This is a genomic window from Saccharopolyspora sp. 6M (assembly GCF_020176775.1).
Lineage (GTDB): Bacteria > Actinomycetota > Actinomycetes > Mycobacteriales > Pseudonocardiaceae > Saccharopolyspora_C > Saccharopolyspora_C gregorii.
Genome location: NZ_JAIUJZ010000034.1, coordinates 9,674 through 22,476, shown reverse-complemented (window position 1 = coordinate 22,476; position 12,803 = coordinate 9,674). Strand labels below are relative to the sequence as shown.

Below are 12,803 nucleotides of genomic sequence, written 5' to 3'. Positions count from 1 at the left end.
GGCTTGTCCGTCGTCCACCGCGCGGTGGACACCCGGCTGGGGCGACCGGTCGCGGTGAAGATCTTCCGCTCCGACGCGGACGAAGCCTCCCGGCGGCGCTTCGAGGACGAGGCGCGGCTGCTGGCGCGGCTGAGCCACCCCGGCCTGGTGGCCGTGCACGACGCGGGCGCCGAGTCCGGCGACGGCGATCCGTACCTCGTCATGCAGCTCGTCGAAGGCCGGACCCTCAGCGCCGCCCTGCGGGCGGGCGCGTTCGAGACCGAGCAGGTCGTGGAGCTGGGCCGGCGGCTGGCCGAGGTGCTGGCCCACGTGCACGCCAACGGGATCGTGCACCGAGACGTGAAGCCCTCCAACGTGCTCATCACCGACGAAGGGCGGGTCTTCCTCGCCGACTTCGGCATCTCGCGGCTCGTGCACGCCGTGGGGCGGGTGACCGACTCGGGCGTGATCATGGGCTCCGCGCACTACATGGCGCCCGAGCAGGTGCGCGACGAGGACGTCGACCACGCCGCGGACGTGTACGCGCTCGGGCTCGTGCTGCTGGAGTGCGCCACCGGGCGCGCCGAGTACGACGGCACCAAGACCGAGGCCGCGGTGGCCCGGCTGACCCGCGAACCCCGCATCCCGGACTGGCTGCCGGACCCGCTCGCCGAGGTGCTGCCGGCCATGACGGCGTACGACCCGGAGCGGCGGCCCTCCGCCGCGCGCTGCGCGCGGCTGCTCGCCGCCGGAACCGCGGAGACCGGGGGCGGCGGGGACGCCGCTGCCACCGCGGACACCGCCGCCGCGGGGGACGCGGGCACCCCCGTGGGCACCTCGGACGCGGTGGTGCCGCGACGGGACTCCGCCGACACCGCGGAGCACGGCGCGGACCCCGTCCCGCCGCGCCCGCGCCGCCGGCGCGCGCTCCTGCTCGGCACTGCGGGCCTGCTGCTCCTGCTGCTCGGTGGCGCCGCCCTGCTGGTCCCCGGGGCGGACGTCCCGGACCGGCCGGTGCTCCCGCCCGAATCCGGGCCGCCCGGCGCGGAGCGGCTGCCCGCGGACCTCGCGGACCTGGACGGGCTGGTGCGCGGATGAAGCGTGCGATGTGGACGGTGCCCGCGCTGCTGCTGCTCGCCTCCTGCGGCGCCCCGGCGCCGCCGATGGCGCCCGAGGTGCGCGCGGACCTGCTGGCGGCGGTCGCCGAGGTCCGGGACGCCGCGCAGCGCCACGACCGGACCGCCGCCGAGGACGCGCTCGCCGCGCTCACCCGGGAGATCGCCGCCGCGCAGGCCACCGGCGGGCTCGACGCCGCCTACGCGCACGACCTGCTCGCGGCCGCCGACCGGATCGCCGCCGACGTCGCCACCTTCCCGGAACCCGAACCGCCCGCCCCGGTCGTCGTCACCGTGCCGGGGCCGCCGGTGCCCGTTCCCCAGGAGCCACCGCCGGGGGCCGCGGTGCCGCCGCCGGTGCCCGCGCCTCCGCCGCCCGCCCTCGGCGACGTGATCGAGGCCGTGATCGACGCCGCGGACCGCGATGCCGACGGGGACGACGACGGCTCGCCGGGGAAGGACGAGAGCGGTTCCGGGGACGGGCAGGGCTCCACCGGCAACGGACGGAGTTCGACCGGGAACGGGCAGGGCTCCACCGGCAACGGCGAGGGTGCCACCGGCAACGGGCAGGGCTCCGGCGACGACCGGAGCGAGTCCAGGGGTGGCGGGGGAGTCACCGGGAACGGTCAGGGCGGCTGACCGGTCATCTCCGCCGCGCGGCCCCTCGTGCGGCCTGCTGGGGAGCCGGGAGGGCGCGCGGCACGCCGCTGTCGGGGCTCATCGGTGCGTCCTTCGCGAAGTGGGGCGGGGGCGAGCGCGCACCACCGGGACGACCTGAGGTGACGCGCTCCGATCAAGATCATTTCATTGCCCCGCCGGACGCCCGCCGCGGGGCTCGGGACGGGTGATCGGGAACCGCCGCCGCCGAGTCCGGCTCGGGATCGGTGGCGAGAACGGACCGAACCGGCCGGTAGGTCTTGATCGACTTCGTCGGGACGTGGTATCGGTCTCGCTGTGACCTGCGCGGACGACCCCCGTGTCGCTCAACCGCCCGGAAATCGGACAGATCGGAAGAGTTTTCTGCCAGGTTAGTGCACTTCAGCGCCATTGTTGGTAGTAGTTGCAGCGGCCCCAGTGCTCGTGCACCCCTTGTACGCGCCGCCCCCGGGGTCAGGCGGCGGGATCTTCCCCCGGAACGCCCGCTCGACAAGCCGGACCCGCGTGGAACCCGGTGGGCGGGACTCGGTACCGTCGCCGCACCGATCAAGAGAAACCCCACATCACGGAGGACATGGTGGCCCTTCCCCAGCTGACCGAGGAGCAGCGGGCAGCAGCTTTGGAAAAGGCGGCTGCCGCCCGTCGCGCCCGAGCCGAGCTCAAAGAGCGCCTCAAGCGCGGTGGAACCAGCCTGGCAGAGGTCCTGGACACCGCCGACAACGACGAGGTCTTGGGCAAGATGAAGGTGTCCGCGCTGCTTGAGGCCCTTCCCGGCGTGGGCAAGGTCCGCGCTCAGCAGATCATGGAGCGGCTGGAGATCGCGAACAGCCGCCGGCTCCGCGGGCTGGGTGAGCGTCAGCGCAAGGCGCTGCTCACCGAGTTCGCCGCCGAGTGATCGACACCCGTACCGGTGTCGAGCCGGGGTCGGTCCGCCAGGACGGGCCCCGGCTCACCGTCGTCTCCGGTCCTTCCGGCGTCGGCAAGTCCAGCGTCTTGAACGAACTGCGCGAACGGGCACCGGAGATCTACTTCAGCGTTTCGGTGACCACTCGCCGCCCCCGGGCGGGCGAGGTGGACGGCGCGCACTACCACTTCGTCGGCGTCTCCGAGTTCGAGCGGATGGTCGCCGCGGGCGAGCTGCTCGAACACGCGCGGTACGCGGGCAACTGCTACGGCACTCCCCGCGGCCCCGTCGAGGACGCGCTCGCCGCGGGCCGGGACGCCGTGCTGGAGATCGAACTGCAAGGAGCCCGGCAGGTCCGCCGGTCGATGCCGGAGGCGCGGCTCGTGATGCTGCTGCCGCCGTCCTGGGAGGAGCTCGTGCAGCGCCTCACCGGCCGCGGCACCGAGGATCCCGAGGTGGTCGAGGCCCGGCTGCGCACCGCGCGCGAGGAGCTGGCCGCCGAACCGGAGTTCGACGACACCGTGGTCAACGCCGACGTGCGGTCGGCGACCAGCGAATTGATACGATTGGTGACCGGTCGCCGGGTCTGAGCCCCGCGCTCGGACGCCGGGTCGGCGCCCGCCGCCAGCCACCGCTGTCCACGCACCGGCGTCCACCGCCTTCTTCGTTCAGAGCAGGAGCCACCACGTGACCACCCCCAACGCGCTCGCCGCCCTCAACAGCCGGTCCTCGCTGACCTCCCCCGAGGGCATCACCAGCCCGCCGATCGACGACCTGCTCGAGCAGGTCAGCTCGAAGTACGCGCTGGCGATCTACTCGGCCAAGCGCGCCCGCCAGATCAACGACTACTACGCCCAGCTCGGCGAGGGCCTGCTGGAGTACGTCGGCCCGCTGGTGGAGCCGGGCCCGCGGGAGAAGCCGCTGTCCATCGCGCTGCGCGAGATCCACGCCGGCGTGCTGGAACACACCGAAGGCGAGTGAGCCGAGAAGTCCCGTGACTCAGCAACCTTCCGGGGAGCGCCCGCGGGTCGTGCTCGGCGTCAGCGGTGGCATCGCCGCCTACAAGGCGTGCGAAGTGCTGCGGCGGTTCACCGAATCCGGCCACGACGTGCGGGTGGTGCCCACCGAGGCGGCGTTGCACTTCGTCGGCGCCGCGACCTTCGAGGCGCTGTCCGGGCACCCGGTGCGGACCGGCGTGTTCACCGACGTCGACCAGGTCCAGCACGTCCGGCTCGGCCAGGAAGCCGATCTCGTCGTCGTCGCGCCGGCCACCGCGGACCTGCTCGCGCGGGCCGCGCACGGCCTCGCCGACGACCTGCTGACCTCGACGCTGCTCACGGCCCGTTGCCCGGTGCTGGTGGTGCCCGCGATGCACACCGAGATGTGGGAGCACCCGGCGACGCGGCAGAACGTGGCCACGTTGCGGGCCAGGGGAGTGGTGGTCGCGGAACCGGCCAGCGGTCGGCTCACCGGCAAGGACACCGGCAAGGGCCGATTGCCGGACCCGGTGGAGATCGTCGACCTGGGCAGGTTGCTGCTGTCCTCGGCCGCGGCGCTGCCGCGGGACTTGGAAGGCCGCCGCGTGGTGATCTCCGCGGGCGGTACCCGGGAACCCCTCGACCCGGTGCGCTACCTGGGCAACCGCTCGTCGGGGCGGCAGGGCTACGCGCTGGCCCGGGTGGCCGCGCACCGCGGCGCCGAGGTGGTGCTCGTCTCCGCGCACACCGCCGACCTGGTGGAACCGGCCGGGGTGCGGGTGGTGCACGTGGGCACCGCGGAGCAGCTGCGCGAGGCGGTGCTCACCGAGGCGGACGGGGCGGACGCGGTCGTGATGGCCGCCGCCGTCGCCGACTTCCGGCCGGTGGACCTCGCCGAGCACAAGATCAAGAAGGTGGACGCGGATCCGCCGCCGGTGAAGCTGACCCGGAACCCGGACATCCTCGCCGAGCTCGTCGAGCGGCGCCGCGACGGCCGGATCCAGGTCGGCGCGGTCGTCGGCTTCGCCGCCGAGACCGGCGATCCGGACACGACGGTCCTCGAACACGGCCGCCGCAAGCTCGGCCGCAAGGGCTGCGACCTGCTCGTGGTCAACGCGGTCGGTGACGGCAAGGCCTTCGAGATGGAGGACAACGCGGGCTGGCTGCTGTCCACCGACGGCACCGAGACACCGCTACCGCACGGCGCGAAGTCCCTGCTCTCGGCCCGGCTGTGGGATGCTGTGACGCGGCGGTTCGAGCAGGGCTGAGCCCGGGCCGCACCCGTTCCCAGGGGGTGGACCGTGCGGCGGCTGTTCACCAGCGAATCGGTGACCGAAGGTCATCCGGACAAGGTGTGCGACGCGATCAGCGACGCGGTGCTCGACGCGCTGCTCGCCCAGGACCCGCTCTCCCGCGTGGCGGTCGAGGCGATGGTCACCACCGGGCAGGTGCACGTGGTCGGCGAGATCACCACCGAGGCCTACGTGGACATCCCGGGCCTGGTGCGGCGGCGGGTGCTGGAGATCGGCTACGACTCCTCGGCGAAGGGCTTCGACGGGAACTCCTGCGGGGTGAACGTCGCCATCGACGCGCAATCCCCGGACATCGCCCGCGGCGTGGCGCGGGGCTACGAGTCCCGGGTGCGGGGCGTCGACGACGAGGTGGCCCGCCAGGGAGCGGGGGATCAGGGGATCATGTTCGGCTACGCCTGCGACGAGACCCCGGAGCGGCTGCCGGTGCCGATCGCGCTGGCGCACCGGCTGGCCCGGCGGCTGGCCGCGGTGCGCAAGGACGGGCTGCTGCCGCACCTGCGCCCGGACGGCAAGACGCAGGTGACCATCGCCTACGACGGGGACCGGCCGGTGGCCCTGGACACCGCGGTGCTCTCCGCGCAGCACGCGGACGGCGTGGACGAGGCGCGGATCGACGCGGAGCTGCGGGAACTGGTGCTCGGCCCCGAGCTGGCCGCGCTGGACCTGGACGTCTCGGCGGCGCGGACGCTGGTGAACCCGACGGGCCGGTTCGTGCTCGGCGGGCCGATGGGCGACGCCGGGCTCACCGGGCGCAAGATCGTGGTGGACACCTACGGCGGGGCGGCCCGGCACGGCGGCGGCGCCTTCTCCGGCAAAGATCCGTCCAAAGTGGATCGATCTGGCGCTTACGCGATGCGCTGGGTCGCGACCAACGTGGTCGCCGCCGGGCTCGCCCGGCGCATCGAGGTCCAGGTGGCCTACGCCATCGGCACCGCGGCGCCGGTCGGGCTGTTCGTGGAGACCTTCGGCACCGAATCCGTTGCCCCGCAACGGATCCGGGCCGCCATCGATGCCGTCTTCGACCTGCGCCCCGCGGCGATCATCCGCGACCTCGGGCTGTTGCGGGTCCGCTACGCGCCCACCGCCGCGTACGGCCACTTCGGACGGACCGACGTCGAGTTCCCCTGGGAGCGCGCCGACCGGGCCGACGCGCTGCGCGCCGCCATCTGATCATTCCCAGCCGTGCACCGAGAACGCGGGACCGCCGCCCAGCGCGCGCAGGCCCACCGCCGCGTACCCGATCATCGGCTCCGGCAGCGCGTCCAGCTCGAACCAGCCGAGCTCGTGGCACTTCTCCGGCTCCCGGTTCACCGGCTCACCGGACCAGCGCGAGGTGCGGAAGAAGAAGCCGAACCGCGGTTCCTGGCCCGGCCCGGTGATGTGCACCGAGTGCACGTGCACCAGGTCGGCCGGGTCGATCCGCACCCCGACCTCCTCATCGGCCTCCCGCACCGCGGCCGAGAGCACGTCCTCGCCCGCGTCCACCTTGCCGGACGGCAGGTGCCAGCAACCGTCGAAGGCGTCCCCGCGGCGCTTGCTCAGCAGCACACGTGAGCCGCGGAGCAGCGCGACGTGGGCGTCGACGAGATGGCGGTCGGGCATGCGCGCGGATCCTCACCGTCGTGCGGAGAACGAGCCCCGAGCCTACGAGGCGGACGTGAGCACCGACATGTCGCGGGCCGTCCGGCGCGGTCGGTGTGCCACCATTCCAGGCGGAAGAAGAACGGCTGGCGAGGAGGAGACGGTTCGATGTGCGGTGGTCAACGCCATAGCGGGTTCCGCCCGCAGCGCGTCGCGGGTGGAACGCCCCGCCGCCCCGCCTGAACCGGGGCCGTCCCGCACCACCGAATCCGCAAAGGAACCACCATGCTCCGGGTCGCCGTGCCCAACAAGGGATCGTTGAGCGGTCCCGCCATCCAGTTGCTCTCCGACGCGGGCTACCGCGTGCACCGCGAGCACAAGGCGCTGTTCGCCACCGACACGGCCAACGACGTCCAGTTCGTCTTCCTGCGGCCCACCGACATCGCCCGCACCGTCGGGAGCGGGGTGCTCGACGTCGGCATCACCGGCCAGGACCTGTTGCAGGCGGCCGGAACCGACGTGAGCACGACCGAACTGCTGCCGCTGGACTTCGGGGTGTCGCGGTTCTTCTTCGCCGCCCCCACCGGGCGGCTCGGTGCGCTGACCGAGCTCGACGGCAAGCGCATCGCCACCTCGTTCGCGCCGCTGGTCTCGGCCGCCGCCGCGGACCTGGGCATCGAGGTGGAGATCATCGAGCTCGACGGCGCGGTGGAGACCGCGGTCGAGCTGGGGCTCGCCGACGCCATCGCGGACGTGGTGGAGACCGGGGCCTCGCTGCGGGAAGCCGGGTTGCAGACCGTCGGCGAACCGATCCTGCGCTCCGAGGCGGTGCTGGTGCGCGGTACCCGCGACCTGCCCGCGGACAGCGAGCAGGCGATCGAGAAGCTGATCCAGCGGCTGCGCGGCGTCCTCATCGCCCGGCAGTACGTGATGATGGACTACAACTGCCCGACCGCGTCCCTGGACGCCGCCCGCAAGATCACGCCGGGCATGGAGGCGCCGACGGTGTCCCCGCTCGACGAGCAGGGCTGGGTGGCGGTGCGGGTGATGGTGCCGCGCCACCAGGCGCAGACGATCATGGATTCGCTGTGGGCGGCCGGCGCCCGCGCCATCCTCGTCACGCCCCTCGAAGCCTGCCGCCTCTGATCCCGGTCGGGTGAGCGGCCGTCCGGCCACGCCGGTCGGGGCGGCCGCTCGCCTGCGGACTCAGTCCAGCAGCGTGTAGTTCAGGTCCTTGCAGACCCGGCCCAGCGGCACGTCGAGACCCGGGTGCTCCAGCGGCAGCAGCACGTCGGGGGCGTCGGGCAGCGCCGAGGCCGACGGCGGGTCCCACAGGCACAGCGACGGGTTGCCGCCGTCCATCGCCGACCGGTACCAGAGCCCGTCGAGCTCCGGGTAGGCCGCGCGGATGCTGCGCGCCCACGCCTGGGTGCGCTCCTTCGGACCGTTGCTGATCGCCTGGGAGGCGCCGGCGCGGGTCGCCCACAGCCCGGCCAGGTCCAGCAGCCGCAGCGTGCGCCGCGGCCGGAACAGCACCAGGTGCGGTTTGCGGGTGCGGCGGTCCACCGTGGAGGTGGCCTGGAAGACCTCGGCGATGCAGGTGCGCACCGACAGCGAGAAGTACAGCACCCCGTGCTCGCGGGTGACCGTCGGCCCGCCCTGGGTGTTGGGCAGGTGCGGGTCGAAGCGGGCGTGCGGCAGCGGTCCGGCGTAGCGGAAGCTGTCCCACTGCTGCGGGTGGTTGCCGCCGGAGGTGAACACCCGGGCGAGCCGGGTTCCCGCGGGCACCGCGATCACGTCCTCGGTGCGGCGCAGCATCGCCTGCAGTACCGCAGGCGCCGGCGGCTGGGGGAGTCTTGCCAACTGGTGTCCTGGTGGGTTCGCGGTGCGGGGCCGGTCAGGCCGGGGTGCCGATCGCCGAGGCGAGGTCGGCGACGCGGCGCGCGCTGCCGCCCGCGAGCAGCCACTCGCGCGGGCTGACGGGGCGGTCGCCGAGCTCCAGGTCGTCCTGCGCGGTCGTCATGAACTTCGCGAGCACCAGCGCGGGCTGGTCCTGCGGCATGCCGGCGAGCACCGTCTCCAGGCCGGGGAGCACGTCGTCGTCGCTGAACTGCCAGGCGGGCAGCCGCCAGCCGCCGCGGTCCTTCCAGCCGATGAGCCGTCCGTCGCCGATGCGGTGCCGGATGCGGCTGGAGTCCACGCCGATGCGCTCGGCGGCCTGGTTGACCGACAGCGCGGTATCGCGCAGCACGGCCTGCTCGGCTACCGTGCGGGCGCGCGGATCGGTCTCGTCGGTGGCCAGCGGTGCGAGGTCGAGCCCGGCTTCCGCGAGGGCTTCGCGCTCGGCGGTGGTGAAGTGCGCTGAAGGATCGACCTGCGGCGTGATGAGCCGCTTCGCTGCGTCTTCCACGAGCGAGAGGAATTCGTTGGCGGTGACCCGCAGTCCTGCCCGGGCCAGGATGGTCTCCAGCGCGACTGTCATGTCTCCAGCGTAGCGCGTTCTGGGCCAAACGTGTGCGCGATCGTGCGCTCCGCAATGGTGAATCACCATATGTAGCAGGCGTGTCGCACAGCGTGCCGCGTCCATCCGGCTGACGGAGGACCCGGGCGAACCTATCGGGCGATGTGGCGGTTCCGGCGGAAAATCCTCGCCCGGAACTGGAAATGATCTCCGTTTTTGCTGGCGAGTCCGCAGTGGATCAGCCGCGACCGTCTCAGATCGCCGAGCGGGAGCGACTGCGCGAGGTGAAGTCCAGGGCCGGACGGGTGGTTCGGTCGGGTAGTGGGCTGGTCGGGGGTGCGGCCTCGGGTGAACGTCGCAGCGGGCGCCCGAGGGCTTGACGGGAACCCGCGGCACGCCGTTCACTGGCCCGTACCGACTGGTCGGTCTTTCGAGTGGGAGCAGTGCATGAGCAAGCGATTCGACGGCCGGGTGGCCATCGTGACCGGCGCCAGCCGCGGCATCGGGCTCGGCATCGCCGAACGCCTGGTGTCCGAAGGCGCCCAGGTCGTCCTCACCGCCCGCAAACCCGAACCCCTGGACGAGGCCGTCGCCGCCCTCGGCGCCGAGCACGCCCGCGGCATCGCCGGCAAGGTGGACGACCCCGACCACCAGGCCGAGGTCGTCGAGCGGACCCTCGCCGACCACGGCCGCATCGACGTCCTGGTCAACAACGCGGGCATCAACCCCGCCTACGGGCCGGTCATCGACGTCGAACCGGGGGTGGCGCGCAAGACCTTCGAGGTCAACGTGCTCTCCGCGCTGACCTGGACGCAGCGGGTGCACCGGGCGTGGATGGCCGAGCACGGCGGTTCGGTGCTCAACGTGTCCTCCGTCGCGGGTCATCGACCCTCGCCGGGCATCGGCTACTACGGCGCGACGAAGGCGATGCTGTCGCTGCTGACCCAGCAGCTCGGCGTCGAACTGGCGCCGAACGTGCGGGTCAACGCCGTGGCGCCCGCCGTGGTGAAGACCCGCTTCGCGACCGCGCTCTACGCCGAGGACGAGGAGGGCGTCACCGGGGCCTACCCGCTCAAGCGGCTCGGCGAGCCGGCCGACATCGGCGCCGCCGCCGCGTACCTGCTCTCCGACGAGGCCTCCTGGATCACCGGGCAGGTGCTCACCCTCGACGGCGGGCTCACCCTCACCGGAGGCGTGTGATGCGGCTGGACGGGGCGGTCGCGGTCGTCACCGGCGGTGGCAACGGCATCGGTGCGGCGCTGTGCCGCCGGTTCGCGGGCGAGGGCGCGTCCGTCGTGGTCAACGACCTCGACGCCGCCGCGGCACGCTCGGTCGCCGCCGAGATCGGCGGGCTCGCCGTGCCGGGGGACGCCGCGACCGAGGACGGCGTCGCCGAACTCGTCGGCACCGCCACCGAGCGGCACGGGCGCATCGACCTGTTCTGCGCCAACGCCGGGGTCGCCGACGAGGGCGGGCCGGAGGCGCCGGAAGCGGCGTGGGCCCGCTCGATGGAGGTCAACGTCATGGCGCACGTGCGGGCCGCGCGGGCGCTGCTGCCGCAGTGGCTGGAGCGCGGCGAAGGCCGGTTCCTGGCCACCGTCTCGGCCGCCGGGCTGCTCACCATGCTCGGCTCCGCGCCGTACTCGGTGAGCAAGCACGCCGCGCTGGCCTTCGCCGAGTGGATGGCGATCACCTACGCCGACCGCGGGATCGTGGTGCAGGCGCTGTGCCCGCAGGGCGTGCGCACCGACCTGCTCGACGGCACCGGCGAGACCGGCCGGAAGCTGCTCGCGGACGCGGCCATCGAACCGGGCCAGGTCGCCGACGACGTGCTGGCCGCGCTCGCCGACGACCGGTTCCTGGTCCTGCCGCACCCCGAGGTCGCCGACTACTACGCGCTGCGCTCCACCGATCCCGCCAAGTGGCACGGCGGCATGCGCAAGCTCCAGCGCGGACTGGACCGATCAGCCGGTCGATAGCCTGGTGGGCGGAGAAGAGGAGGCGCACATGGCCGGCACGGAGGTCCGCACGGCACCGGAGGTCGCCGAGACGGTGCCGCAGCGGTTGCTGGCGGCGGCGACGCGGCTGTTCGCGGAGCACGGGTTCGAAACGACCTCCGTGCAGCAGATCGTGGACGCCGCCGGGGTCACCAAGGGCGCCATGTACCACTACTTCGGCTCCAAGGACGACCTGCTGTACGAGATCTACGCGCGGCTGCTGCGGGTGCAGACCGCGCGGATGGAGCAGGAGGCCGAAGGCGATTCGCCGGTCGCCGAGCGGCTGCACGCCGTCGCCGCCGACGTGGTGGCGACCACCGCGGCCAACCTGGACGACACGGTGATCTTCTTCCGGTCGATGCACCTGCTGCACCCGGACAAGCGCACCGAGGTGCGCGCGCAGCGCCGCCGCTACCACGAGCGGGTGCGGGCGCTGATCGAAGAGGGCCAGGCGGCCGGGGTGTTCCGCGCGGACAAGTCCGCGGAGCTGGTCGTCGACTTCTTCTTCGGCTCCGTGCACCACCTCGGCACCTGGTTCCGGCGGGACGGCGAGCTGACCGGCGAGCAGATCGGCGAGCACTTCGCGGATCTGCTGCTGGCATCCCTGCGGCCATGACCGGTCGCGGGCACGACCGAGGAGCGGCGGTGCTCCTCGATGCGGAGGTGTTGTGTGAAGGCGTGGCGGCTCAACGAGAACGGTGAACCGCAGGACGTGCTCCGGCTCGACGAGGTCGACGACCCGCGGCCGGGTCCGGGGCAGCTGCTGGTGCGGGTGCTGGCGACGCCGGTGAACTTCCCGGACGTGCTGCTGTGCCGCGGCGAGTACCAGATCAAGCCGCCGCTGCCGTTCACCCCGGGCGTGGAGCTGTGCGGCGAGGTCGTCGAGGTCGGCGAGGGCGTCGCGGACTTCAGCCCCGGCGACCGGGTGCTCGGCTCGGCCTCGCTGCCCACCGGCGGGTTCGCGGAGCTGGCGCTGATGGACGCGCCGCGCACCTTCCCGGCTCCGGAGTCGCTGTCCGACGCGGAAGCCGCCTCGCTGTTCATCGGCTACCAGACCGGCCACTTCGGACTGCACCGCCGCGCGAACCTGCGTGCGGGGGAGACGTTGCTGGTGCACGCCGCCGCGGGCGGGGTCGGCTCCGCCGCGATCCAGCTCGGCAAGGCCGCCGGGGCGAAGGTGATCGGCGTCGTCGGCGGGCCGCGGAAGGCCGAAGTGGCCGCGGAACTCGGCGCCGACCTGGTGGTGGACCGGCGCAGCGAGGATTTCGTGCCCGTCGTCAAGGAGTTCACCGGTGGCAAGGGCGCCGACGTGGTGTACGACCCGGTGGGCGGCGAGACCTACGCGAAGTCCACCAAGTGCATCGCGTTCGAGGGCCGCATCCTCGTGATCGGCTTCGCAGGCGGCACCATCCCCACGCCCGGGCTGAACCACGCGCTGATCAAGAATTACTCGATCGTGGGCCTGCACTGGGGCCTGTACAACGAGCGGAACCCGCAGCTGGTGGTGGACGCGCACCGGGACCTGACCCGGCTGGCCGATGAGGGGCTGATCCGGCCGCTGATCAGCGAGCGGCTGCCGCTGGACGCGGTCGCCGACGCGGTCCGCCGGGTCGGCGAGGGCAGCACCGTCGGCCGCGTCGCCTACGACGCCGCGGCGAGCTGACCGGAGGCACCTCGACGAGGCCGGTGGCCCGCGGGCACCGGCGGGCGTGGCGACCCGGCGCGGGGGGGGGGGGGGGGGGGGGGGGGGGGGGGGGGGGGGGGCGGGGGGGCCCCCGGGGGGCCCCCCCCCGGGGGGGGGGCCCCCCCCGCCGCCGGC

Annotated in this window: 15 protein-coding genes; 12 read left to right on the top strand and 3 right to left on the bottom strand. The window is 73.4% G+C overall.

Translation table 11 applies throughout. The annotated features are described in order from the left end of the window. The 7 genes from LCD31_RS06215 to metK all read left to right on the top strand — a co-directional run. Positions 1–1,077 (top strand): serine/threonine-protein kinase (locus LCD31_RS06215; protein WP_224956557.1); only part of this gene is annotated, 1,077 nt, incomplete at its 5' end. Then, the gene (locus tag LCD31_RS06210; RefSeq protein ID WP_224956555.1) at positions 1,074–1,733 is read left to right on the top strand and encodes a hypothetical protein; all 660 of its coding nucleotides are present in this window, start codon (positions 1,074–1,076) and stop codon (positions 1,731–1,733) included. The genes LCD31_RS06215 and LCD31_RS06210, both read left to right, overlap by 4 nt. 595 nt (positions 1,734–2,328) lie before the next feature. Beyond that, positions 2,329–2,646 (top strand): integration host factor, actinobacterial type, encoded by a 318-nt coding sequence (gene mihF / locus LCD31_RS06205; RefSeq protein WP_184484996.1) that lies wholly within the window; start codon positions 2,329–2,331, stop codon positions 2,644–2,646. Continuing rightward, complete coding sequence (gene gmk, locus LCD31_RS06200; RefSeq protein WP_224956553.1) at positions 2,643–3,245, top strand: guanylate kinase; 603 nt, start codon at positions 2,643–2,645, stop codon at positions 3,243–3,245. Before mihF ends, gmk begins: the two co-directional genes overlap by 4 nt. Positions 3,246–3,342: 97 nt before the next feature. Beyond that, positions 3,343–3,636 (top strand): DNA-directed RNA polymerase subunit omega, encoded by a 294-nt coding sequence (gene rpoZ / locus LCD31_RS06195; protein WP_224956551.1) that lies wholly within the window; start codon positions 3,343–3,345, stop codon positions 3,634–3,636. A 13-nt stretch (positions 3,637–3,649) separates the two neighbouring features. Then, positions 3,650–4,900 (top strand): bifunctional phosphopantothenoylcysteine decarboxylase/phosphopantothenate--cysteine ligase CoaBC, encoded by a 1,251-nt coding sequence (gene coaBC, locus LCD31_RS06190; protein ID WP_224956549.1) that lies wholly within the window; start codon positions 3,650–3,652, stop codon positions 4,898–4,900. Between the two features lie 42 nt (positions 4,901–4,942). Continuing rightward, positions 4,943–6,115, top strand: coding sequence for a methionine adenosyltransferase (metK, locus tag LCD31_RS06185; RefSeq protein ID WP_224956558.1), 1,173 nt, complete (start codon positions 4,943–4,945; stop codon positions 6,113–6,115). Here the strand turns inward: metK and LCD31_RS06180 are convergent, their stop codons facing one another. Next, complete coding sequence (locus LCD31_RS06180; protein ID WP_224956548.1) at positions 6,116–6,547, bottom strand: NUDIX domain-containing protein; 432 nt, start codon at positions 6,545–6,547, stop codon at positions 6,116–6,118. 264 nt (positions 6,548–6,811) lie between these two features. Between LCD31_RS06180 and hisG the strand changes: the two genes are divergently transcribed. Further along, entirely contained in the window at positions 6,812–7,672 is an 861-nt protein-coding gene (hisG, locus tag LCD31_RS06175) for an ATP phosphoribosyltransferase (RefSeq protein WP_224956547.1), read from the top strand. Between the two features lie 60 nt (positions 7,673–7,732). Here hisG and LCD31_RS06170 read toward each other — a convergent pair whose 3' ends face one another. Next, positions 7,733–8,389 (bottom strand): RES family NAD+ phosphorylase, encoded by a 657-nt coding sequence (locus LCD31_RS06170; RefSeq protein WP_224956546.1) that lies wholly within the window; start codon positions 8,387–8,389, stop codon positions 7,733–7,735. A gap of 34 nt (positions 8,390–8,423) precedes the next feature. Beyond that, entirely contained in the window at positions 8,424–9,008 is a 585-nt protein-coding gene (locus tag LCD31_RS06165; RefSeq protein WP_224956545.1) for a DNA-binding protein, read from the bottom strand. A 426-nt stretch (positions 9,009–9,434) separates the two neighbouring features. Between LCD31_RS06165 and LCD31_RS06160 the strand changes: the two genes are divergently transcribed. The 4 genes from LCD31_RS06160 to LCD31_RS06145 are packed head-to-tail and all read left to right on the top strand — an operon-like array spanning position 9,435 to position 12,647. Next, complete coding sequence (locus LCD31_RS06160; RefSeq protein WP_224956544.1) at positions 9,435–10,187, top strand: SDR family oxidoreductase; 753 nt, start codon at positions 9,435–9,437, stop codon at positions 10,185–10,187. After that, positions 10,187–10,966 (top strand): SDR family oxidoreductase, encoded by a 780-nt coding sequence (locus tag LCD31_RS06155; protein WP_224956543.1) that lies wholly within the window; start codon positions 10,187–10,189, stop codon positions 10,964–10,966. Before LCD31_RS06160 ends, LCD31_RS06155 begins: the two co-directional genes overlap by 1 nt. Before the next feature lie 28 nt (positions 10,967–10,994). Then, complete coding sequence (locus LCD31_RS06150; RefSeq protein ID WP_224956542.1) at positions 10,995–11,600, top strand: TetR/AcrR family transcriptional regulator; 606 nt, start codon at positions 10,995–10,997, stop codon at positions 11,598–11,600. A gap of 54 nt (positions 11,601–11,654) precedes the next feature. Continuing rightward, positions 11,655–12,647 (top strand): NADPH:quinone oxidoreductase family protein, encoded by a 993-nt coding sequence (locus LCD31_RS06145; protein WP_224956540.1) that lies wholly within the window; start codon positions 11,655–11,657, stop codon positions 12,645–12,647. Positions 12,648–12,803: the final 156 nt, after the last annotated feature.